The organism is Ruegeria sp. BJ6, from assembly GCF_056537885.1.
Genome location: NZ_JBQFSG010000001.1, coordinates 712,544 through 732,855, shown reverse-complemented (window position 1 = coordinate 732,855; position 20,312 = coordinate 712,544). Strand labels below are relative to the sequence as shown.

At 58.6% G+C, this 20,312-nt stretch carries 25 protein-coding genes; 15 read left to right on the top strand and 10 right to left on the bottom strand.

Annotation, left to right across the window (positions count from 1 at the left end):
• Positions 1-14 precede the first annotated feature (14 nt).
• The 3 genes from ACR0D6_RS03515 to ACR0D6_RS03505 are packed head-to-tail and all read left to right on the top strand — an operon-like array spanning position 15 to position 2,412.
• Positions 15-1,142: an aminodeoxychorismate synthase component I gene (locus ACR0D6_RS03515; RefSeq protein WP_480764733.1), complete on the top strand. Its 1,128-nt coding sequence runs from the start codon at positions 15-17 to the stop codon at positions 1,140-1,142.
• Positions 1,097-1,744 (top strand): aminotransferase class IV family protein, encoded by a 648-nt coding sequence (locus ACR0D6_RS03510; RefSeq protein ID WP_480764474.1) that lies wholly within the window; start codon positions 1,097-1,099, stop codon positions 1,742-1,744. Before ACR0D6_RS03515 ends, ACR0D6_RS03510 begins: the two co-directional genes overlap by 46 nt.
• Complete coding sequence (locus ACR0D6_RS03505) at positions 1,741-2,412, top strand: CPBP family intramembrane glutamic endopeptidase (protein ID WP_480764473.1); 672 nt, start codon at positions 1,741-1,743, stop codon at positions 2,410-2,412. The genes ACR0D6_RS03510 and ACR0D6_RS03505 overlap by 4 nt, the downstream gene beginning before the upstream one ends.
• Before the next feature lie 4 nt (positions 2,413-2,416).
• On the opposite strand, the gene ACR0D6_RS03500 is transcribed toward ACR0D6_RS03505, so the two are convergent.
• Positions 2,417-3,643 (bottom strand): class I SAM-dependent methyltransferase, encoded by a 1,227-nt coding sequence (locus ACR0D6_RS03500; protein ID WP_480764472.1) that lies wholly within the window; start codon positions 3,641-3,643, stop codon positions 2,417-2,419.
• Positions 3,644-3,851: 208 nt separating this feature from the next.
• Between ACR0D6_RS03500 and aspS the strand changes: the two genes are divergently transcribed.
• Positions 3,852-5,627, top strand: a complete 1,776-nt coding sequence (gene aspS / locus ACR0D6_RS03495) for an aspartate--tRNA ligase (RefSeq protein WP_480764471.1) — start codon at positions 3,852-3,854, stop codon at positions 5,625-5,627.
• Between the two features lie 188 nt (positions 5,628-5,815).
• On the opposite strand, the gene ACR0D6_RS03490 is transcribed toward aspS, so the two are convergent.
• Both ACR0D6_RS03490 and ACR0D6_RS03485 read right to left on the bottom strand, forming a co-directional pair.
• A complete protein-coding gene (locus ACR0D6_RS03490; protein WP_170650960.1) occupies positions 5,816-5,965 on the bottom strand; it encodes a hypothetical protein in 150 nt (49 codons plus the stop codon).
• Position 5,966: 1 nt separating this feature from the next.
• Positions 5,967-6,686 (bottom strand): response regulator, encoded by a 720-nt coding sequence (locus ACR0D6_RS03485; RefSeq protein WP_170650959.1) that lies wholly within the window; start codon positions 6,684-6,686, stop codon positions 5,967-5,969.
• A gap of 233 nt (positions 6,687-6,919) precedes the next feature.
• On the opposite strand from ACR0D6_RS03485, the gene mce reads away from it, so the two are divergent.
• Positions 6,920-7,324, top strand: a complete 405-nt coding sequence (gene mce, locus ACR0D6_RS03480) for a methylmalonyl-CoA epimerase (RefSeq protein ID WP_480448686.1) — start codon at positions 6,920-6,922, stop codon at positions 7,322-7,324.
• Positions 7,325-7,348: 24 nt separating this feature from the next.
• Positions 7,349-7,624 (top strand): DUF1467 family protein, encoded by a 276-nt coding sequence (locus ACR0D6_RS03475; RefSeq protein ID WP_170650957.1) that lies wholly within the window; start codon positions 7,349-7,351, stop codon positions 7,622-7,624.
• 31 nt (positions 7,625-7,655) lie between these two features.
• Here ACR0D6_RS03475 and ACR0D6_RS03470 read toward each other — a convergent pair whose 3' ends face one another.
• The 3 genes from ACR0D6_RS03470 to ACR0D6_RS03460 all read right to left on the bottom strand — a co-directional run bounded on the left by ACR0D6_RS03470 (position 7,656) and on the right by ACR0D6_RS03460 (position 9,325).
• On the bottom strand, positions 7,656-8,354 hold the full coding sequence (locus tag ACR0D6_RS03470; protein WP_170650956.1) for an EI24 domain-containing protein: 699 nt from the start codon (positions 8,352-8,354) through the stop codon (positions 7,656-7,658).
• The gene (locus tag ACR0D6_RS03465; RefSeq protein ID WP_480727528.1) at positions 8,351-8,929 is read right to left on the bottom strand and encodes a nitroreductase family protein; all 579 of its coding nucleotides are present in this window, start codon (positions 8,927-8,929) and stop codon (positions 8,351-8,353) included. Before ACR0D6_RS03465 ends, ACR0D6_RS03470 begins: the two co-directional genes overlap by 4 nt.
• Before the next feature lie 147 nt (positions 8,930-9,076).
• Positions 9,077-9,325, bottom strand: a complete 249-nt coding sequence (locus tag ACR0D6_RS03460; RefSeq protein WP_170650954.1) for a hypothetical protein — start codon at positions 9,323-9,325, stop codon at positions 9,077-9,079.
• 120 nt (positions 9,326-9,445) lie between these two features.
• Between ACR0D6_RS03460 and ACR0D6_RS03455 the strand changes: the two genes are divergently transcribed.
• The 7 genes from ACR0D6_RS03455 (at position 9,446) to ACR0D6_RS03425 (ending at position 12,292) form a co-directional block, all read left to right on the top strand.
• Positions 9,446-10,156, top strand: a complete 711-nt coding sequence (locus tag ACR0D6_RS03455) for a M48 family metalloprotease (protein WP_480448688.1) — start codon at positions 9,446-9,448, stop codon at positions 10,154-10,156.
• Positions 10,153-10,521: a YigZ family protein gene (locus ACR0D6_RS03450; RefSeq protein ID WP_170650952.1), complete on the top strand. Its 369-nt coding sequence runs from the start codon at positions 10,153-10,155 to the stop codon at positions 10,519-10,521. Before ACR0D6_RS03455 ends, ACR0D6_RS03450 begins: the two co-directional genes overlap by 4 nt.
• A gap of 67 nt (positions 10,522-10,588) precedes the next feature.
• A complete protein-coding gene (locus ACR0D6_RS03445; protein WP_170650951.1) occupies positions 10,589-10,840 on the top strand; it encodes a DUF6455 family protein in 252 nt (83 codons plus the stop codon).
• 15 nt (positions 10,841-10,855) lie between these two features.
• Positions 10,856-11,122: a DUF6455 family protein gene (locus ACR0D6_RS03440; RefSeq protein ID WP_480764470.1), complete on the top strand. Its 267-nt coding sequence runs from the start codon at positions 10,856-10,858 to the stop codon at positions 11,120-11,122.
• On the top strand, positions 11,122-11,382 hold the full coding sequence (locus ACR0D6_RS03435; protein ID WP_480764469.1) for a DUF6455 family protein: 261 nt from the start codon (positions 11,122-11,124) through the stop codon (positions 11,380-11,382). Before ACR0D6_RS03440 ends, ACR0D6_RS03435 begins: the two co-directional genes overlap by 1 nt.
• Before the next feature lie 237 nt (positions 11,383-11,619).
• Positions 11,620-11,808: a hypothetical protein gene (locus ACR0D6_RS03430; RefSeq protein ID WP_480448691.1), complete on the top strand. Its 189-nt coding sequence runs from the start codon at positions 11,620-11,622 to the stop codon at positions 11,806-11,808.
• A gap of 127 nt (positions 11,809-11,935) precedes the next feature.
• A complete protein-coding gene (locus tag ACR0D6_RS03425; RefSeq protein WP_480764468.1) occupies positions 11,936-12,292 on the top strand; it encodes a diacylglycerol kinase in 357 nt (118 codons plus the stop codon).
• A 117-nt stretch (positions 12,293-12,409) separates the two neighbouring features.
• Here the strand turns inward: ACR0D6_RS03425 and ACR0D6_RS03420 are convergent, their stop codons facing one another.
• Positions 12,410-12,904 carry a hypothetical protein gene (locus ACR0D6_RS03420; RefSeq protein ID WP_480764467.1) on the bottom strand — a complete coding sequence of 165 codons (495 nt, stop codon included), beginning with the start codon at positions 12,902-12,904 and terminating at the stop codon, positions 12,410-12,412.
• A gap of 238 nt (positions 12,905-13,142) precedes the next feature.
• Positions 13,143-14,531 carry a 30S ribosomal protein S12 methylthiotransferase RimO gene (gene rimO / locus ACR0D6_RS03415; RefSeq protein WP_480764466.1) on the bottom strand — a complete coding sequence of 463 codons (1,389 nt, stop codon included), beginning with the start codon at positions 14,529-14,531 and terminating at the stop codon, positions 13,143-13,145.
• Positions 14,532-14,631: 100 nt separating this feature from the next.
• Between rimO and ACR0D6_RS03410 the strand changes: the two genes are divergently transcribed.
• A complete protein-coding gene (locus tag ACR0D6_RS03410; protein ID WP_480764465.1) occupies positions 14,632-16,632 on the top strand; it encodes an AsmA family protein in 2,001 nt (666 codons plus the stop codon).
• Between the two features lie 262 nt (positions 16,633-16,894).
• Complete coding sequence (locus ACR0D6_RS03405; RefSeq protein WP_480764464.1) at positions 16,895-17,815, top strand: haloalkane dehalogenase; 921 nt, start codon at positions 16,895-16,897, stop codon at positions 17,813-17,815.
• A gap of 146 nt (positions 17,816-17,961) precedes the next feature.
• Here the strand turns inward: ACR0D6_RS03405 and ACR0D6_RS03400 are convergent, their stop codons facing one another.
• Both ACR0D6_RS03400 and kdsA read right to left on the bottom strand, forming a co-directional pair.
• Positions 17,962-19,458: a phosphomannomutase/phosphoglucomutase gene (locus ACR0D6_RS03400; protein WP_480764463.1), complete on the bottom strand. Its 1,497-nt coding sequence runs from the start codon at positions 19,456-19,458 to the stop codon at positions 17,962-17,964.
• A 16-nt stretch (positions 19,459-19,474) separates the two neighbouring features.
• Complete coding sequence (gene kdsA / locus ACR0D6_RS03395) at positions 19,475-20,308, bottom strand: 3-deoxy-8-phosphooctulonate synthase (protein WP_170650942.1); 834 nt, start codon at positions 20,306-20,308, stop codon at positions 19,475-19,477.
• Positions 20,309-20,312 lie beyond the last annotated feature (4 nt).

Genomic DNA, 20,312 nt, shown 5'->3' with positions numbered 1-20,312 from the left:
TACGGCAAATGGGGATGCAATTGCGTATTCGCTTTGATCAGGGACCAGCCGGGCCGGGAACGCGTTTTGACCGACCAGTCCGGATGATCCGCGCGGATTTCGCGCATGAAGTGCCGCAGGCTTTGGCGGCGCTCGATGACGCGCGGGCCGAGGGCTTCTGGCTTGCCGGATATGCCAGTTATGAAATGGGATACGCGCTGGAACCCCGTCTTGCATCGCGAATGCCCGCGAACCGGCGTTTGCCGCTGATGTGTTTTGGGGTTTACGACGCACCTGACACTACTGATTTGCCCGAAGGGCGGGGTGGGATTACCCGGTTCGAACCCCGTTGGGATGAGGATCGCTATGCCCGTGCCTTCCGAAAGGTGCATGAGGCAATCGGGGCGGGGGATATTTATCAGGCCAATCTGACCTTTCCCATTGATCTTGGCGTCGAAGGAAGCAGCGCGTCGTTATACACAGCTCTTGCAGAGCGTCAGCGCGTGGGGTTTGGCGCGTTGGTGGAACAGGCAGGCCTGCCAGACCTGCTGAGCCGTTCGCCCGAGTTGTTCTTTCGCACGGATGCATCGGGGACAATCGAAACCCGCCCGATGAAGGGCACCCAGCCCCGCAGTCCGGATGCAAACGAAGATGCGCGCCGTCGGGCGTTTTTGTCGTCTGATGAGAAGAACCGGGCCGAAAACCTGATGATCGTTGACTTGCTGCGCAACGATATCAGCCGGGTGGCGGTGCCGGGGTCGGTCAAGGTGCCGGAACTGTTCAAAGTAGAAACCTATGCCACGGTGCATCAGATGGTCTCGCTGGTTCGGGCGCAGCTTCGCGGCGATGCAGGTTTGTCCGATATCATGACTGCGCTGTTTCCCTGCGGATCGATCACCGGTGCACCCAAGATCAGAGCGATGGAGATTCTGGCTGAACTGGAGCCATGGCCGCGGGATATCTACTGTGGCACGATTGGCTGGGCCGCCCCTGATGGGCGATCCGAGTTCAATGTCGCGATCCGGACCATGATGGTTGACGGTGACACGGCAAAACTGAACGTCGGCGGCGGCGTGGTTTGGGACAGTACCGCCTCGTCGGAATATGAGGAAGCGCTATGGAAAGCCCGCTTTGCTCACCAGTTGAGCCTAATTTCCGCCTGATCGAAACGCTGGGTTTTCGTCCGGGACAGGGTGTCATTCGTGGGAACCTGCATCTGGATCGGATGGCCCGATCTGCCGATGCTCTGGCTGTGCCGTTTGACCGAGATAAGGCTTTGCAGATGCTGGGCGGTATATCGAATGATACCGCGTTGCGATGTAGGCTGACACTGGATGCATCCGGCGGATTGGAACTGACAACCGGGCCGTTGGCCGACAACCCGCCGGCCTGGGCCGTTGCCATTTCAGAAAACCGGCTGAAGTCCTCGGATTTCTGGCTGCGGCACAAAACAACCCGGCGCGAAGTTTACGATACGGCCCGCAAGGGTATGGCGGTCGGCGTGGATGAGTTGCTGTTTCTGAACGAACGTGGCGAACTTTGCGAAGGCACCATCACCAACCTTTTCATCGAAACGCAGGATGGCCGCCATCTGACACCACCATTGTCATCCGGCTTGCTGCCGGGTGTCCTGCGTCAGGAACTGCTTGAAAACGGTGACATATCAGAGGCAAGAGTGACCTTGACCGATCTGAAGAATGCACGAAAGGTGCAGGTGGGTAATTCGTTACGTGGGCTGATCCGGGCCGAGTTGGTGTTGACGTGAGCAGTGACAGAACTTCGACATTATCATTCCCGACACATCTGCGTCTGCGCATAGAGTTTGCTCTGTTTTTCCTGGCAGCGCCGCTGCTAATTGCCGTGCTGTTGCCGCCAGACTGGATGTTCCCGGCCCTGTTCACCTTCACTGCGATCGGTGTCGTCCTGCTGCATCGGACGCCCGGATTTGCTTGGGCGGAATTGCGATATGGCTGGCGAAACTGGTCCTGGCGCGAGGTCGTTCTGTTTACGCTTGGGATGGTGGTGTTCTGCTCGGTTCTCATCCAGATCACGCGGCCTGACGTTGCATATTTCCTTTTGCTAAATAGGCCGGAGTTTTTGCTGATCATCTGGATCGGCTATCCTCTGGCCTCGGCCCTGCCGCAGGAGTTGCTGTTTCGGCCGCTGTACTTCCGGCGTTATCATGCAATTCTGCCGGATGGACGCGCATCCTATGTCCTGAACTCGGCAATCTTTTCCTTTGCGCACCTCATGTACTGGAGCTGGATCGTCGCCGCGATGACCTTTGCCGGCGGTCTTCTGTTTGCGTGGGCTTACAGAAAACGCGGCTCTTTCTTCTATGCGGTGTTGTTGCACGCCATTGCTGGCAACATCATTTTCGCCGCCGGGCTGGGTGTCTATTTCTATTCGGGCAACGTGCAAAGGCCATTCTAACGGATTACTCTGCCGCGTCGCGCAGGTGGGCATCGGGGCGATACAGGTAACCCCGTGTCAGCGGTACTGCGTCACTACGGTGTCCGAGCTGTAACTGAAACACTGTCTGATCGCGTTCCTCAAAAACCAGAATACAGGCCGTCAGATAGAACCGCCACATTCGGATAAACCGCTCGTCATACATGGCGCGCACTTTGTCGAGGTTCGCCTCGAACCGGTCGCGCCAGCACCGCAGGGTCTTGGCATAATGCAACCGCAGACTCTCGATATCCAAAAACCACATTCCTGTATGCGCAAGCGGTTCGATCAACTCGGACAATGAAGGCACGTAACCGCCCGGGAATATGTATTTGTTCAAAAACGGAGACTGATTCTTGGGCGGTCCGTTCCGTCCGATCGTATGAATCAGGGCTACGCCATCCGGATCAAGCAGGTCCGAGACCTTGCCGAAATATTCGGGGTAATGCGGCACCCCGACATGTTCCAGCATACCCACGGAAACGATGCGGTCGAATTTGCCATCAAGTTCGCGGTAATCCTGCAGCCTTATTTCGACGCTGTTTTGCAATCCCGCCTGCTGAACGCGCTGACGAGCCGTTGCGTGTTGGTTGTCCGACAAAGTCAGGCCGGTAACCTGAACACCGTAATCCCGCGCCAATGTAAGGGACAATCCACCCCAGCCGCACCCGATATCCAGAACCTTCATGCCGGGCTCCAGACACAGCTTGCGCGCGATATGGTCTTTTTTTGCGATCTGGGCCTGTTCCAGTGTTCGGTTGGGGGAGTCGAAGTAGGCGCAGCTGTACTGCATATCCCGATCCAGCATCAGCCGATAGAAATCGTCCGAAATATCGTAATGGTGGGCAACGTTACGGCGCGCTGAACGAAGCGAGTTCCTTTGCAGGATGGGGCGTAACAGGAACTGCCCTCTTGCGAGCCACTTGTGCGCCTTCGGCAGGTGACCGCCCACGATATTGCGAATCGCTATGCGCATGACGTCTTCCAGCCCACCGGTTGTGATCGTCAATTTCCCGTCCATGTACCCCTCGCCAAAGGCCAGTTCGATATTGCGGCACAGTCGCGGCAACAGGGCTTTGTCATGGATGTGAATTGCGGCGTTCAGACCGGTTCCGTCCCCGTATACATGTTCGGAACCGTCTGGATATGTCACCCCGAGCGAGCCCCGGATGATAAATTCTGTCAGCAATCTGTGAAAAATAGCCTGCCACATGAGCCGTCATCCTCCTTTCAGAAATTGGCCTGGCACCCGATAAACGGGCTCAACTATCCGAATTCATTGTACTTATAACATATGGCAAAAACAGGTTTTGTCTTGCATTTGCGTGACACCGGGTCTGGTTGGGCGCGGAACCCTTGACTTCCTGTGGCTATCGCGGTGTATCGGCGCGACGAATTCTCCGCCCGAAGGGATATGACTGATGCACGCCTACCGCAGCCACACCTGCGCCGATCTGACTGCCGCCAATGTCGGTGAAACCGTTCGCCTGTCCGGCTGGGTTCATCGCGTGCGCGATCATGGCGGTGTGTTGTTCATCGACCTGCGCGACCATTTTGGCGTAACTCAGGTTCTGTGCGACGGCGACAGCGCAGCTTTTGCCGAGCTGGAAAATGTCCGGTCCGAATGGTGTATCCGCATTGATGGCACCGTCAAGGCGCGTGCCCCGGAACTGGTGAACCCCAAGCTGCCTACCGGCGAGGTCGAGGTGTATGTCCGCGAACTGGAAGTTCTGGGATCAGCCGCAGAGCTGCCACTGATGGTGTTCGGAGATCAGGAGTACCCCGAGGAAACGCGCCTGCGCTATCGTTACCTGGACCTGCGCCGCGAGGCGATGCAGCGCAACATGACCTTGCGCTCGGACGTTGTGGCCTCGATGCGTCGCCGTATGTGGGATCAGGGCTTCCGTGAATTTCAGACGCCGATCATCACGGCATCCTCTCCCGAGGGCGCGCGTGACTTTCTGGTGCCTTCGCGGCTGCATCCGGGTAAATTCTATGCCCTGCCGCAGGCTCCGCAGCAGTTCAAACAGCTGATCATGGTCTCGGGCTTCGACAAATATTTCCAGATCGCACCGTGTTTCCGTGACGAAGATCCGCGTGCCGACCGGTCGCCTACGGACTTTTACCAGCTGGACCTTGAGATGTCGTTTGTCGAACAGCAGGACGTGTTCGACACGATTCAGCCTGTCCTGACAGGCGTGTTCGAAGAGTTCGGAGAGGGCCACAAGGTCGATCAGGAGTGGCCACAGATTTCCTACAAGGATGCAGCGCTGTGGTATGGCAGCGACAAGCCTGACCTGCGTAACCCCATCAAGATGCAAAGTGTGTCCGAACACTTCCGCGGTTCCGGCTTTGCGATTTTTGCCAAGCTGCTGGAACAGGAAGGCACCGAGATTCGTGCGATCCCGGCGCCTACCGGGGGCAGCCGCAAGTTCTGTGACCGCATGAATGCCTTTGCCCAGAAAGAAGGCCTGCCCGGTATGGGCTACATCTTCTGGCGCGATCAGGGCGAGGGGATGGAGGCCGCGGGTCCGCTGGCCAAGAACATCGGCCCCGAACGGACTGAGGCGATCCGTCAGCAGTTGGGTCTGGGCGTTGGTGATGCGGCGTTCTTTTTGGGTGGAAAGCCGAAAGCCTTTGAAAAGGTTGCAGGAAAAGCGCGTGACGTCATCGGCGAAGAGCTGGGTCTGACCGAGAAAGACCGCTTTGCCTTTGCCTGGATCGTGGATTTCCCGATCTACGAACAGGACGAGGAAACCGGCAAGATCGACTTTGAGCACAACCCGTTCTCGATGCCTCAGGGGGGCATGGAGGCGCTGAATGGCGATCCGCTTAAGGTGTTGGGATATCAGTACGATCTGGCCTGCAACGGTTATGAGATCCTGTCGGGCGCGATCCGGAACCACAAGCCCGAGATCATGTTCAAGGCCTTTGAAATCGCCGGTTATGGCGAGGACGAAGTGCGTAAGCGCTTTGGTGGAATGGTCAACGCGTTCCAGTACGGCGCTCCGCCGCATGGTGGCTGTGCTGCCGGTATCGACCGGATCGTCATGCTGCTGGCCGACACCGTGAATATCCGCGAAGTCATCATGTTCCCGATGAACCAGCGCGCCGAAGATCTGATGATGGCAGCGCCGTCAGAGCCGACTTCGGACCAGTTGATGGAGCTTGGTCTGCGGGTCATTCCGCAGGAGTAAGACTACCCGCCCGCGTCTGGCGCGGGCGGCGCCTTTTGCCGCTGGTGGCGGAAAAGTGTGGATTTGTACCAGTTGAAACCGGCCAATCTTCCGGTTTGTACAACTATTCAAGGTCCTGAAAACTGCATCGGCGATGGGTTAACGTCCCCACCGTTTGCTTCGGCAATGCAGTCTTAACGATCAGTTCACTATTTCCGCGAGGCTGCATCGGGGATCACGTGACCCAGCAGATCGGCATCATGAGTGCGGCCGTCGCGAATGGAGCGTGCGGCCGATCGGGTCTGCCAGTAGAGCCAGAGGCACAGGCATGTTGCCGTGATGAAATAGGCCGTCACCATCTCAGATCGCCTCGCGCTGTTGCAATCTGTTCTGCACCAGCCCGACCAGCCGCGCGGTCTGTGCCGTGACAGGTGCCCCCCGAGAGCGCGAGGCAGTCAGATCGCGTGCGGCGTCTTCCAGTACGTGATCCCCGGCTGCACGGGCGATGCCCCCGATGAACTGGGCGGCGTAGCCCAGAACCCGGTCATCACTCGGCTCGGTCAGAAGCTCAGCAATATGAGTGATGTCGTCCTGATAGGCCAATGGATCGGGGCAGATCACCTGATCATGCTGATCGACCGGGACGGCAGGGCGCCTGTCTGCGGGCAGCAGGTCAAGAATGGCAGTCTGGAACTCGGCCAGCGAGGTCAGCGGTTTCGCCAGAAACCCGTCCGCCCCGGCGTCGAGGGCGGTGGTGCCGGCGCTGTCATCGCCGGAGGTTCCCAGAATCACACCGATCCGGGGGCTGTTTTGGGAGAGTTCGGCAATCAGGTCCGCGCCGTTGCCGTCGGGCAGACCCAAATCCACTACGATCACAGAAGGACGGTAGAGTCTGAGATGGCGGTGCGCGGATTTCAGGCAATCTGCGCGACGCATTCTGGCCCCGCTGCGCAAGCACATCAACCGCATGGCATCGCAGGCATACCGGCTGTCTTCGACGACAAGAATGGTTTGGCCCAGCAGTGGGCGCATGGTGCCGGGAAACGCGTGCGACGTGGTGGAAGGAACCGAATCGTTCATTGCAGACCTCCTTAACAGCGGGTGCTTCACGTTAGGAAAATCCGGCTAACACAGGGTTAATGCGTTTTACGTTTGACTTGAATCGGAATGCGCTGCCTCTCCCTTCGGTCGAACGCGCATTCCGATGAATATGCCTGGGATAAAACGCAAAACGCAGTAATGCGATTTGGCGCACTTGCCCTTTGACGGGTCTGCCCGCATAACCGCGCCAACGGAGATAAGAGGAGATTGTCATGATCGGCAGGCTGAACCACGTCGCAATTGCTGTTCCGGATCTGGAGGCGGCGTCCGAGCAATATCGCAGCGCGCTGGGCGCCAAGGTCGGCGCACCGCAGGACGAGCCCGATCATGGTGTCACCGTGGTGTTCATCGAGCTGCCCAATACCAAGATCGAACTGCTGTATCCGCTGGGTGATGACAGCCCGATCAAGGGGTTTCTGGACAAGAACCCCTCGGGCGGTATCCATCATGTCTGCTATGAGGTAGAAGATATCATCGCCGCGCGCGATCATCTGAAAGAGACCGGCGCGCGGGTGCTGGGCTCGGGCGAACCCAAGATCGGGGCGCATGGCAAGCCGGTGCTGTTCCTGCACCCGAAGGATTTCAACGGCTGCCTTGTCGAGCTTGAGCAGGTCTGAGCGCATAAACCCGGAGGCTGACGCATGACCATCACTGCAGCCATAGTTCTGTTTGCCGTCATCTGGTTCATGACGTTGCTGGTGATCCTGCCCATCAGGATCAAGACCCAAGGTGACGTGGGCGAGATCGTGCCGGGCACCCATGCGGGCGCACCCGAAGAGCATCATCTGAAAAAGAAGATGTGGATCACCACGGCGGTTTCCGTGGTGCTGTGGGCGATCATCGCGGGCATCATCATTTCCGGCCTGATCACGGTGCGCGATATCGACTGGTTCAACCAGCTGCCACCGCTTGAATAGAGCCAAAACGCTGTAGAAAACGGCGTGGCGGTCACCGGCTGGTGGCTGCCACCCCGTGATAGATATGGGTAAAGGTCGCCGCGCCGATAATCGGGATCAGCAGGTTGATCAGCGGTATCGACAACGGAATGGCCATCAACGTCCCAGCGATCCAGATCGTTGGCATATGCTGCGCACGAAGTTTGCGCGCCCCTTCGCGGCCCAGACGCCGCATAGCGGCCAGCGTGAAATATTCCCGTCCCAGAAGAAACCCGTTCATGGCCCAGAATATGAACGGCGCCAGCGGCGTGAACATCGCGTATAATATAAGGGCCAGCAGGTTCGCGACGATCAGGACGCCCAGAAAGCTGAGCGTGTCGCGCAAGGAATCCCAGATCGGGACATGAGGAACGGCCGGTAGGGCCGGGTAATGCTTGTCCTCGACCGCCTGAGCGACTTCGTCCAGAAACATCGAAGTGATGGCCGACGCCACCGGCACCATCAGAAAAACCGACAGGACCATCATCAGCAGAAACGACGACACGCTGAGCAGGTCGTTCAGCCACGTCACCTCGCCCAGTATCGGCAGGGTGACCTGTTCGCCGACCAGCGTATTGAGAAACCACAGGAAACCGGCATAGGCGGCGACCAGAAGGGCAAATGTCAGGCCGACGCCCAGCAGCAGCACCTTTCGAAACCTCGGATCGCCGATCTGGCCAAGCGCCATGAAGAAGGAATTGAGGATGATCATTCCTTCACCCATTGGGTGATCGCATCAATGTCCGGCCGGGGCCGTTCGGGCGGTGCAGACCCTTCGGTCGCGATGTGAATCAGCCCGGCGACACGTTCGTTTGACGCAAGCCCGAATGCCTGTTCGCAGAATTCCCGGTCGTGGGTCTGCCAGCCAGACAGCCAGTTCGCCCCCCATCCGGCCGCCAGTGCCGCGTTCAGCAGCGACAGGCACACGGCACCGGCTGAATAGGTCTGTTCGAGTGCCGGGATCTTTTCGGATGGCTTTTGCACCTCGATCACGGCAACGGCCAATTGTCCCAGCTCGAACTGGTTTTTGGCCTTGGCGATATCTTCCGGCGTTTTTCCCAGCGCCTCGCCGCGCGATCCGGTCAGGTCCGCAAGGCGCGGCATTGCGCCTTTTTCCAGAACGATGAACCGCCATGGCTCAAGCTTGCCATGATCCGGACAGCGCGCCGCGGCGGTCAGCAGCGGCATCAGTTCTTCCCGCGTGGGGGCGGGGGCGATCAGCGTTTTGGCAGGGCGCGAACGCCGGGACAGCAGGAATTCCAGCGCGGCGGGGTTTTTGAGCGTCATATGTGAAGCCTTTTTACATAAGCCATCTGTATCTCGGGCAGGGACGCCTCTGATTCAAGGGGAAAAGTGCGATTTTTCAACTTTCTGAACCGGGATGCCCGCCAGTGTTCGCGGCGGCGGAAACCTGCGCCCGATGTCTGTGCTGCTTCAGGTTTCCTGAGGCGGCGTTTCCCGAATCTGGTACACCCCCTCGGGCAGGTCCAGTGCGGCGGCCAGATCACGCACCTGTTCAGGCGACAGAGTGATTTTCTGTACCTGCTGCGTTCTGGGGTCCAGTTGTTCCAGCGTCACGCATTCGGCAAAACTGTTGATGATCACGTCCTCTTGCAGGGGTGCGTCACCTTCGTCCACCAGAGTGATGACGGTCGAGTCGAATTCATGCTCAATCGAAAACATATCGGTAGACTGCAGGGCAAATCGGGGCTTGGCAACCCGCTGAAAGAAAAACCGACAGTGGAAGTGGCTGATTGCCCGGGCTATTCTTTCTGTCCGTTCTGACCGTTAAAGGGGCCCATGATGCGCCGGATTGTTCTTTTGCTGGTTCTTGCGATTGCCGGATGTACGGCGACAGCACCCGCGCCCATTGCCTATCCCGAGCCGCAAGGGGGGCCTGCCACGGTCAATGCGCAGGCTGCGCCCAAGGATTTCAATGCGATCAGCCGGAACATCGGGGCGCAGGCACGGTCCGAATGCCGGCGCCGGACCAGCGGCGGAAACTGCGATTTCAAGATCGTTGTTGATCCAAATCCGCGCGCGCAGGTCAATGCGTATCAGACACTCGACAAAGAGGGGCGCCCGGTCATCATCTTCACCCAGTCGATGATAAAGTCTGCGCGCAACGGCGATGAACTGGCTTTTGTCATGGGGCATGAGGCCGCGCACCACATTCGCGGACATCTCGCCCGGCAATCCGCGAATGCCGAGGCTGGCGCGGTGGCTTTGGGCGGGCTGGCTGTTTTGCTGGGAAGTGATGCGGCGGGCATCGAATCGGCGCAAAAACTGGGCGCAGTTGTTGGCGCGCGCAGCTATTCCAAGGAATTCGAGTTGGAGGCGGATCAGCTTGGGACGATCATCACCTACAAGGCGGGTTACAATCCCCTTATCGGCGTCAAGTTCTTTGAGCGCATCCCCGATCCGGGCGACCGGTTTCTGGGAACGCATCCCCCCAACGCCCAGCGTGTCCAGATCGTAAACCAGACCGCTGCCCGGTTGGGGCTGGTGCAATGACCGCGCTGACAAAGCTGGGTGTGGTTCTGACCGACCGTGGTTCGAAATACGCCGTGAGCGGTGCAAAGGTTTCAAGCCGCGCTGAGGTGGATGCGGTTCTGACCGAGCTGAAATCCGATCGCGCCTATGCGAAGGCAACGCACAACACGTGGGCGGCCATGCTGCCAACCGGCGGCCTGAAGGCCGATGACGGTGAGTCCGGGGCCGGTATGGTGATTCTGCGCATGATCGAACGGGCGGAACTGCGCGATCATGTCATTGTCGTTACGCGCTGGTATGGCGGCAAAAAACTGGGCGGAGATCGCTTTCGCCGCGTTCAGGACGCGACGCGTGCCTATCTGGAAAGCATCGGTTCGGGGTCTTGACCTGTATCAAGGGCAGGGCGCCCGCGCTGCGGTATCCACTGTACAGCGCAACAGAAAGGAACCGACGATGTCCGACCCGAAAACGCTCCGCCATCATGCTGAACTGGTTGACAGAATGGCCGGAACCCTCGGTATCGACCTGCAGGAGTCTGCTATTGGCGGCCAGGTTTCCGTCGATGAGATCTCGGACGCGGTGCTGAGGTGCAGTGATTGCCCGAACCCAGGACATTGCGCACGGTTCCTTTCGGAAAACCAGCACTCTCCGATCACCCCGGAATACTGCAGAAATCAGGAGCTTTTCGAACGTCTCAACCCCTGAACGGTGGACCCTGCAATGCCTCGTCTTGGAGATATCATGAAGCACCTTCGATTGGTGTTGAGAATGGGCAAGGCAACCGGTGTGGACATCGTGTCCGAGCACCGAAGCGGGCGGCTGAGTCAGGATGAGTGGGCTGGGATGGTGCAGTCGTGCCGAAGTTGCGAATGGGCCGGGCGCTGTCCCGCGTGGCTGGATGAAAACCAGAGCGTAGCCGAAGCGCCAGAGACCTGCCCGAACCGGGCCCGTTTTTCCGAGCTTCGGAACGGACGCACAGAGGAATGATGATGGCGCAGGTCCCGATTGGAGATATCGAGAAGCACTTTTGGCTTACACGCTCGGTCGCCCGCTGCATGGGGGTATCGTTTACCGAAGCCATGGCCGAAGGCCGTATGTCGTCGCACCAATTCGCCGAACTGATCACCGGATGCCGTGCGGCGCATTGCCATGAGAAGTGCGCGTTGTGGCTGGCGTGCAAGCAGACCAGGGCTGATGCGGCGCCGGACTTCTGTGCGAACGCCGATGTGCTGAACGGCCTGCGATAGGTCAACCGGGCGATTTGAGCGGTTTTGCGAAGCGCAAGGCGGCTTTGCGCCCGCGCAAGCGAAAATGAGCAGCCGATACCGCCTGATTCATCCGACAAGATTGATATTACGGCATAGTTTCGCCTCATCTTCGAACCGACGGGCGGATTCGGTTGCCAGATCGTGAACAACCACGTATCCTATGCAAAGCCCCGAATAGTTGGGCAATATCAGAAAAGTATTAGAGGAATGATGGACATGAAACTTAAACTCGCTGCTCTCAGTGCCGTCGCAGTTGTTTTGACCGCGTGCTCGCAGCAGGAAGAGCCGACCCCGGTTTACATCCAGCCCGACTATGACAAGTACGGCACCCCGAGCTGCTCGGCAGGCTATGAACTGGCCACCACCGAAGCAGGTCAGACCGTCTGTAACCCGGTCGCACAATAAGAATTCCACAGGCGGTCCTATTGGGGGCCGCCTGTATTCCTTTAGAGACCGCGCCGCCCTTGGGGCGGTTTTTTCTTGTCCGCCGGGCAGGATTTTCGATCCTTATCCTGAAACGACCGGAGCCCTCATGCGCAACTTTTTCGAACGTCTAAGGGATCGCACCCGCTGGAGCTGGCAAGGTCTGGTTGTTACCTGGCGCGCCGAGTATTCCTTTCGCGTGTGGGTCTGGGCCAATCTGATCTCGGGCGCGCTGGCCTTGTGGCTGCCGCTTAGTACGGCAGAGCGCGCACTGATCCTTGCGCTGGGGATACTGGTGCTGGTGGCCGAACTGTTCAACACCGCCATCGAGCGGGCGGTGGATCACACCTCGACCGATCACCACAAACTGGCGGGGCAGGCCAAGGATGCGGCAAGTGCGGCTGTGGCGTTGACGGCCGTGGCGGCGGGCGTGGCCTGGGTGGTGGTTTTGGTTTCGTTGGCGTAGCGGGCGTGTTCGGCTCAGAAAATGTATTTTCTATCAAGGATATAAAGACAAATCAGCCCATGAGTGAATCACGGGCTGATACGGGTGATCGTTGACTTGCTGGAGGGCGAAATCAGATCACTTTAGCTTTAGTATGATCGGTTTGTAGCTGTAAGCGTCTTCTTCTTTTTCACCGGTGACGCTTCCTGCGACAGCACCTCCAACTATTCCTCCAAGTAAGATTCCTGCGCCAACTGCGTTTGCCCTACGGTTTTCAGCCGAGAGGTTTGCTGGCTTGATCGTTTCAGAGACGTTTTCGTTTTTGACTGAACAGTTTACTTGAATGGGCTTGGTCTGTTTTCCGTAACTTGGAAGGTTTACGACCGCTGGTGCAGTGAAAGCTGCCTTGAAACCTTCACCAACAAGGTTGCAGTTTGCCGTTGTTCTTGAGTTTTCGTACCGCTCCACACGCACGCTGGTCGCCTTAAAGCCGAGAACGGAGTCTTGCGCGCTTTTTGATACGAACTCGACGTTAGTAGCACCGTCCTTAGACTTGAGGATTTTTTCCTGCTTCGTTGCGCAGCCTGCGCAAAACAAAGCCAGCGATGCGATTGTTATTGTAGTGAATTTCATTAGGAGCCCTTAGTCAGTGCTTATCTGATTTATTATCCGGGCGCTTGCTATGTGTTCAACCAGGGGCAATCAATTGGGGGCTGTCCTCCCTTATAGGGATACATTGGGGCTGTGTAATTTAAAACACACATTCCTCTCGCGCTTTTGCCCGTCAGGCGGCGAGACGATTTCCCCGGGGCGCCCGGAATCTCATTCCATACTCTATGGAGGTCGAGATATGCCAAGCTGAATCAGAGGGTTACGCCTGTTTTCCCCACAGGTCATACTCCCCGGCTTCTTCAACTTCAACGGAAAGGATGTCGCCAGGTTTCAACCCGTCGAACCCCTCGTCAATGAACAGGTTCCCGTCGATCTCGGGGGCGTCGGATTTGGTTCGGCAGGTGGCGGCTTCGTCGTCGACCTCATCCACGATCACGTCGATGGTCTGACCGACCTTGGCGGCCAGTTTGGCCTCGGAGATGGCTTGTGCCTTTTCCATGAACCGCTCCCAGCGTTCCTGTTTGACCTCGGCAGGTACGTGATCGGGCAGGTCGTTCGACCGCGCGCCGTCGACGTTTTCGTACTGGAAGCAGCCGACACGATCCAGTTGCGCCTCGTCCATCCAGTCGAGCAGGGTCTGGAATTCGGCCTCGGTCTCGCCGGGATAGCCGACGATAAAGGTCGAGCGCAGGGTTATGTCGGGGCATGTCGCGCGCCAGGCGGCGATCTCGTCCAGTGTCTTGGCGGCAGCGGCCGGGCGGGCCATGCGTTTCAGGACGTCTGGATGGGCGTGCTGGAACGGGATGTCGAGGTAGGGCAGCACATTGCACCCCGCATCCGCCATAAGCGGGATCAGATCGCGCACATGGGGGTAGGGATAGACGTAATGCAGCCGCACCCAGGCATCCAGCTGACCCAACTCGCGCGCCAGATCGGTGATGTGGCTGCGCACTTCGCGGTCTTTCCACGGATTCACGTCATATTTGCGGTCCAGCCCATAGGCCGAGGTGTCCTGAGAGATGACCAGCAACTCACGCACGCCGTTGTCGACCAGCTTTTCCGCCTCGCGTAGGACGGCATGGGCCGGGCGGCTGGCCAGTTTGCCGCGCATATCGGGGATAATGCAGAACTTGCAGCTGTGGTTGCAGCCCTCGGAAATCTTGAGATAGCTGTAATGGCGCGGTGTCAGTTTAACGCCGGATGCGGGCAACAGGTCCACGAACGGGTCCGGATCAGGCGGCACGGCGACATGCACCGCGTCCAGCACCTGTTCGTACTGATGCGGGCCGGTCACGGCCAGAATGCGGGGGTGATGTTCGCGAATGTAATCCGGTTCTGCCCCCAGACAGCCCGTGACGATGACCTTGCCGTTTTCCACCAGCGCCTCGCCGATCGCTTCCAGCGATTCCGCCTTGGCGCTGTCGAGGAACCCGCAGGTGTTCACGATCACGGCATCGGCACCGGAATAGTCGGGCGAAATGCCGTATCCTTCGGCCCGAAGGCGCGTCAAGATGCGTTCGCTGTCGACAAGTGCCTTGGGACATCCCAGCGAGACCATGCCGATGGTCGGCTGGTTGATGCGAGGCGTCTCGGTGATCCGGGCGGCGGGCGCCAGGTCGGGGCGGAGGTTTGGCGGGTTCGTGGTCATGGCGCGGCATATAGTGGGGAACTTCTCCCCTTGCAAATGTTGTCCGCGCAGGGCTGACTTGCACCAAACCCACAAGACCGAACAGGCAGGGAGCAGAAACATGGGCTGGTTGTTACGGATCGTATTCATTCTGATCGCGGTGATCGGGCTGGTCATCGGCGCATTGTTGCTGATGCCGGGCGACAAGCTGGGCGCGATACTGGCCGAGCAGGTCAAGGCGCAGACAGGTCGGGAGTTGACCCTGACAGGCGATGTGCGGCTGTCCTTCTGGCCGGTTCTGGGATTGGAGACAGAGGCCGTCACCTTTGGTAATGCCGCCTGGGCGGGGCCGCAGCCCATGCTGGAGGCGGACAGTCTGGCGGTTGGTGTCGACGCCGCAGCGTTGTTTGCCGGTGAACTGGCCATCCGCCGCATCCTTGCCGAAAACCCGGTGCTGCGCCTTGAAATCTCGGATGGTAAAGGAAACTGGGAATTCAGCGCCCCGTCGCCCGCGGCGGGCTCAGCAACCCAGCCCTCGGCCGCTGGTGGTGGAACGGATGCGGTGGCGGCAGATGTACCCAGCGTAACGCTGGATATGCTGAAGCTGTCAAACGCGCGCCTCGTCTATGTGGAAAACGGTCAGGCCACCTTTGATTTTGATAATGTCGATCTGGAGGCCAGCTGGCCATCACCGGATGCGCCGATGGAAATGCAGGCGCAGTTGAATATCGGAGAGGGGCCAGTCGACGTTGATCTGAAAATCCCCGATCTGCCCGAATTTTCATCGGGTGCCGCAACCGGGATGGAGATGAAATTGACTGCGCCGGGGGGGCAGATCGGTTTTGCGGGCCGCGTGAATATTGCTGGTGAGTTGGACGGAACCGCGCAGATCAAGGCCGGGAATTCGAAGCGGATGTTTGCCGCACTTGGCCAAAGCGGCATTCATGTGCCCTACGGTCTGGGGCAGGCGGCCGATATTTCGACCCGGATGACATATACCAGTGACGGGCGCCTGTCCCTACGCGAGATGGTTTCGAAGCTAGACAACAACCGGTTTGAGGGTGAGGCAGATATCGTTGTCGCAGACCCGCCGCGCATTACGGCCCGGCTGTCGACGGACCATCTGGATCTGTCCAAAGTGATCGGGACAGAAGAGGAAACGGGCGCTGCAACGAATTCTTCAAACACGTCGGGGGGCGGTCAATCTGGCCAGGCTGGTCAGGGCGACGGCTGGTCAAAGGACCCAATCGATGCGTCGGCGCTGGCGCTGGCAAACGGGTTGATCCGGCTGAACGCAAACGCCATTTCGGTTGCGGGGCTGCAATTCGGCAAAAGCAAACTGACACTGAAACTGGAAAACTCGCGGGCTGTGGTCAAGATGAACCCCGCCAGATTGTTTTCGGGTCAGATTTCCGGGCAGGTTGTTGCGAATAACCGAAACGGGTTGTCGGTCGGCGGCAAGCTGAAGGCCGATGGCGTCGATCTGAAGCAGGCCCTGACCACGCTGGGAGGCATTGAGCGTCTGTCAGGCAAGGCGTCGGGGTCGCTGGAATTTCTGGGAGTGGGTCAGACCGAAAATCGGATCATGCGCTCGCTCAGTGGCAAGGGTCGCATCGACATGGATGGCGGTGTCATCTCGGGCGTCGATCTGGACCGGCTGATGGGCAAGGGCAAAGGGAGCGGTGGGACAACCGTTTTCAACAGTCTCAGCGCCAGCTTCACGATGAAGAACGGCAATCTGAAAAACAAGGATCTGCTGATGTTGCTGGACAACTATCGCGCGGATGGAACCGGGCGTATCGGTATCGGCAAGCGCAACATCGATTATCTGTTCACGCCTGTCGCCTTACGCGCGAATTCCGGCAAAGGGATCGCGGTACCGGTGCGGATCGTGGGACCGTGGAGCGATCCGTCGATCAAACCGGATCTGACCAAGGCGATCGAGGCCGCGACCGAGGTCAAGGTCAAGGAACTGGAGGATGACGCCAAGCAGAAGGTTTTCGAGAAAGTGGGCGAAGAGCTGAACACCACGATCACCGAAACCGAGCAGATAGAAGAAGCGGTCAAGGACAAGCTGGAGGACGAAGTCAAAAAGGGCTTGCTGAAACTGCTGGGCGATTAAGGGCCGTTTGCAACACCGTCCACCAAAAATAGGCGCCTTGCGGCCGGCCCTTTGCAGTAATTGTTGCACGCGCGGCCACGGGTCTGTGGGCTTGTTATTCTATGTCGAGCAAAACCTCCCGGGGGTTTCTTCGGGCGCAGAGTTTTGAGGCCTGGTCAGCGGACGAAGTTGCCATTCAATCGTGAATTGCGAATGTCCGCTTGTGAGAAAACTCTGAAAGATGCAAATTTAGCCAACAGAAACAAAAATGCAGGGGGCAGGATTGTCACCTATCGAAGCTGTACGTACGCCAGACGACCGTTTTCTGAACTTGCCTGATTTCGTCTGGCATCCTCAATACGAAGATCAGTTGGCCGGGTATGAAGGTCTGCGGATGGCAAGAATAGACGAAGGTCCACAGGATGCAGAGCGGGTGTTCTTGTGCCTACATGGGCAGCCGTCTTGGGGATTTTTGTATCGGCATATGATCCCGGTCTTTCTAGAGACTGGTGCCCGAGTTGTCGTTCCTGACCTGTTCGGTTTCGGCCGGTCCGACAAACCTATCCAAGACAATTGCTACACATTCACATTTCACCGTCAGAGCTTGATTGGGTTGATTGAAACGCTCGACCTAAAAGGAATTACACTCGTTGTACAGGATTGGGGTGGGCTTCTTGGTCTTACTATTCCACCGGACATGCCTGATCGCTTCAATCGGCTATTGGTTATGAACACGGTTCTCGGCTTGGGTGGCGGTAGCAGCGAAGGATTCGATGCCTGGCGGGAGTTCCACCGAACCCACCCGGACTATGACGTGGCCGCATTGTTTCAAAAGTACGTGCCCGGCATGAGCGATGAAGTTGCGGCTGCTTACGCCGCCCCTTTCCCGGACGCGCGTTATCGGGGCGGGGTGCGGAAGTTCCCGTCGCTGGTGATGACTGAACCCGACATGGAGGGCGTTGATGTGTCGCGACGCGCAGCGGCATGGTGGAAAACTGACTGGTCTGGCGACAGCTTCATGGCGATTGGAGAAGCAGATGTTCTGATCCCTCCGAGGCTGATGAAACGCATGCACGAAATATTGGGCGTAGTTCGCCCGCCACTGATGCTGCCAGACGCAGGTCACTTCGTTCAGGAGACCAACGGAGAACAAGTTGCTCGCGCGGGCTTGTCTGCATGGGAAGACGGGGCGCATCCCATATAGCCCCAAAGTTTGAGATTTAGGACCTTCGTGCAGACCGCAGCACCTGTTACTTTGGGCTCGGAACAGACATTAAGTTCCGAGCCTCACTATCATTCACCTGTACCACTTACTGTAAGGGGCTGAACCTTGCGGCGTTCTGGTCCGGATTAGATGGTCTGATCGTATTCTCCGACGCCCGGCTCGGTCTGAATGACGGCGTCGATGTCCCGGAAGATCGCCCGCATCTCATCCTCGCTTTCGCTGCTTTCGCAGACGACAACCAGATTGGGCGTATTGGACGAGGCGCGCACCAGTCCCCAGCTGCCGTTGTCCAGAATGACCCGTGCGCCGTTGACGGTGACGACCTCTTTGATCGCGCGGCCCGCAAGGGGTTCCGACGCTTCGGCTTTGGCAACCAGCTTGTCCACCAGTCGGGACAGGATTTCGTATTTTTCCGTGTCCGACGCGTAGGGTGACATGGTCGGTGTCGACCAGGTTTTCGGCAGAGCCTTGCGCAGGTCCGACATGCTTTTGTCCGGATTGCGGTCCATCAGCTTGCAGATTTCCACAGCGACCCGCATCCCGCAGTCGTAACCGCGACCGATGGGTTCGGCGAGGAAGTAGTGACCCGACTTTTCGAACCCCGCCAGTGCGTCGATTTCCTTGACGCGGCGCTTCATGTGGCTGTGGCCGGTCTTCCAGTAGTCGGCTTTGACACCGTGGGCCTGGAGTTCAGGATCGCTGGCGAACAGGCCGGTGGACTTCACGTCGGCCACAAAGGTCGCGCCGGGGTACAGTTTGGCCAGATCGCGCGCCATGATGACGCCGACCTTGTCGGCAAAGATTTCCTCGCCCTCATCATCGACAACGCCGCAGCGGTCGCCGTCGCCGTCAAAACCCAGCGCCAGATCGGCACCGCTGGACCTGACCGTGTCGGCCATGTCGTGCAGCATCTCCATCGCTTCAGGGTTGGGGTTGTAGTTGGGGAAGGTGTAATCCAGCCGGTTATGGCTGGGCACGACCTCGACCCCCATGCGTTCGAAAATCTCGGGCGCAAAGGCCGAAGCGGTGCCGTTGCCGGTGGCGCAGACAACCTTGAGCGGGCGGGACATTCTGAAATCACCCACCAGATCGTCGATATAGGCTTCTTTCACGCCATCGACGAATTCATAGGACCCGCCGGGCCGCGCCACGCCTTCACCGTTCAGAACGATATCGCGCAGTTCGGCCATTTCGTCGGGGCCATGGGTCAGGGGGCGGTCAAAGCCCATCTTGACGCCGGTCCAACCGTTGGGATTGTGGCTGGCTGTGACCATCGCAACCGCGGGCACATCAAGGTGGAACTGGGCGAAATAGGCCATCGGGCTAAGCGCGGGGCCGATATCCTTGACCTGAATACCGGCCTGCATGAGACCGAGGATCAGCGCGTTCTTGATCGCCAGAGAATAGTCGCGATAGTCGTTGCCGACCGCGATAACGGGTTCGATCCCGCGCTTGTGCATCTGGGTGCCCAGACCAAGCCCAAGGGCGGTCATGCCCGGCAGATTGATCTCGTCGGGGTACTTCCAGCGTGCGTCATACTCGCGAAAGCCCGTGGGCTTGATCATCGCGTCGCGCAGAAAACTCCAGGTGTTCGGGGTCACCTCGGCAAGGGGTTTGGTCATGTCAAATTCCGTTGGTTCAAATCTGAATTGGGTTGGCCTTCGCCAGCTCGTCAAGGCGCATCAGGGTTTCGATCAGTTTGGGCATCTGATCGAGGTAGATCATGTTCGGGCCGTCACAGGGGGCATTGTCCGGGTCCTGATGGGTTTCCATGAACACCGCCGCAGTTCCCACGGCAACCGCCGCGCGCGCCATGACTGGAGCGAATTCCCGCTGGCCGCCGGACGAGCCGCCACGACCGCCGGGCTGCTGCACCGAGTGGGTGGCATCCATCACCACGGGGTATCCCGTCTGTGCCATGATCGGCAGGGAACGCATGTCGGCGACAAGGGTGTTGTAACCGAAAGAGGCACCACGTTCGGTCAGCAGGATGTTGTGGTTTCCGGTGCTTTCGATCTTGGTGACGATATTCTGCATTTCCCACGGGGCGAGGAACTGCCCCTTTTTGACGTTGAGCACCGCACCGGTGTTCCCCGCGGCCAGCAGCATGTCGGTCTGGCGGCACAGGAAAGCGGGGATTTGCAGCACATCCACCGCCTCGGCAGCGATGGCGCACTGCGCCTCGGAATGCACATCGGTCAGGACAGGCACACCCATAGTCTTGCGGATGTCGTCCAGCACCTTGAGACCGGCGTCAATTCCCATCCCGCGCGCGCCGCTTAGCGATGTGCGGTTGGCCTTGTCGTAGGAGGCTTTGAAAACGTATTGCGCGCCCACTGCTTCGCAGGCCTCTTTCATGACACCGGCGATCATCTGGGCGTGATCGGCGGTTTCAAGCTGGCAGGGGCCGGCGATGATGGTAAGCGGAAGGTCGTTGCCGACCGTCAGATCGGCGATTTTTATATGTTTCATGGGA

Bases quoted from the DNA above. Each gene is read 5' to 3' on its own strand.
- ACR0D6_RS03515 (WP_480764733.1), top strand. From the start codon at position 15: ATGCAATTGCGTATTCGCTTTGATCAGGGACCAGCCGGGCCGGGAACG.
- ACR0D6_RS03510 (WP_480764474.1), top strand. From the start codon at position 1,097: ATGGAAAGCCCGCTTTGCTCACCAGTTGAGCCTAATTTCCGCCTGATC.
- ACR0D6_RS03500 (WP_480764472.1), bottom strand. From the start codon at position 3,643: ATGTGGCAGGCTATTTTTCACAGATTGCTGACAGAATTTATCATCCGG.
- aspS (WP_480764471.1), top strand. From the start codon at position 3,852: ATGCACGCCTACCGCAGCCACACCTGCGCCGATCTGACTGCCGCCAAT.
- ACR0D6_RS03490 (WP_170650960.1), bottom strand. From the start codon at position 5,965: ATGGTGACGGCCTATTTCATCACGGCAACATGCCTGTGCCTCTGGCTC.
- ACR0D6_RS03485 (WP_170650959.1), bottom strand. From the start codon at position 6,686: ATGAACGATTCGGTTCCTTCCACCACGTCGCACGCGTTTCCCGGCACC.
- mce (WP_480448686.1), top strand. From the start codon at position 6,920: ATGATCGGCAGGCTGAACCACGTCGCAATTGCTGTTCCGGATCTGGAG.
- ACR0D6_RS03475 (WP_170650957.1), top strand. From the start codon at position 7,349: ATGACCATCACTGCAGCCATAGTTCTGTTTGCCGTCATCTGGTTCATG.
- ACR0D6_RS03470 (WP_170650956.1), bottom strand. From the start codon at position 8,354: ATGATCATCCTCAATTCCTTCTTCATGGCGCTTGGCCAGATCGGCGAT.
- ACR0D6_RS03465 (WP_480727528.1), bottom strand. From the start codon at position 8,929: ATGACGCTCAAAAACCCCGCCGCGCTGGAATTCCTGCTGTCCCGGCGT.
- ACR0D6_RS03460 (WP_170650954.1), bottom strand. From the start codon at position 9,325: ATGTTTTCGATTGAGCATGAATTCGACTCGACCGTCATCACTCTGGTG.
- ACR0D6_RS03455 (WP_480448688.1), top strand. From the start codon at position 9,446: ATGCGCCGGATTGTTCTTTTGCTGGTTCTTGCGATTGCCGGATGTACG.
- ACR0D6_RS03450 (WP_170650952.1), top strand. From the start codon at position 10,153: ATGACCGCGCTGACAAAGCTGGGTGTGGTTCTGACCGACCGTGGTTCG.
- ACR0D6_RS03445 (WP_170650951.1), top strand. From the start codon at position 10,589: ATGTCCGACCCGAAAACGCTCCGCCATCATGCTGAACTGGTTGACAGA.
- ACR0D6_RS03440 (WP_480764470.1), top strand. From the start codon at position 10,856: ATGCCTCGTCTTGGAGATATCATGAAGCACCTTCGATTGGTGTTGAGA.
- ACR0D6_RS03435 (WP_480764469.1), top strand. From the start codon at position 11,122: ATGATGGCGCAGGTCCCGATTGGAGATATCGAGAAGCACTTTTGGCTT.
- ACR0D6_RS03430 (WP_480448691.1), top strand. From the start codon at position 11,620: ATGAAACTTAAACTCGCTGCTCTCAGTGCCGTCGCAGTTGTTTTGACC.
- ACR0D6_RS03425 (WP_480764468.1), top strand. From the start codon at position 11,936: ATGCGCAACTTTTTCGAACGTCTAAGGGATCGCACCCGCTGGAGCTGG.
- ACR0D6_RS03420 (WP_480764467.1), bottom strand. From the start codon at position 12,904: ATGAAATTCACTACAATAACAATCGCATCGCTGGCTTTGTTTTGCGCA.
- rimO (WP_480764466.1), bottom strand. From the start codon at position 14,531: ATGACCACGAACCCGCCAAACCTCCGCCCCGACCTGGCGCCCGCCGCC.
- ACR0D6_RS03410 (WP_480764465.1), top strand. From the start codon at position 14,632: ATGGGCTGGTTGTTACGGATCGTATTCATTCTGATCGCGGTGATCGGG.
- ACR0D6_RS03400 (WP_480764463.1), bottom strand. From the start codon at position 19,458: ATGACCAAACCCCTTGCCGAGGTGACCCCGAACACCTGGAGTTTTCTG.
- kdsA (WP_170650942.1), bottom strand. From the start codon at position 20,308: ATGAAACATATAAAAATCGCCGATCTGACGGTCGGCAACGACCTTCCG.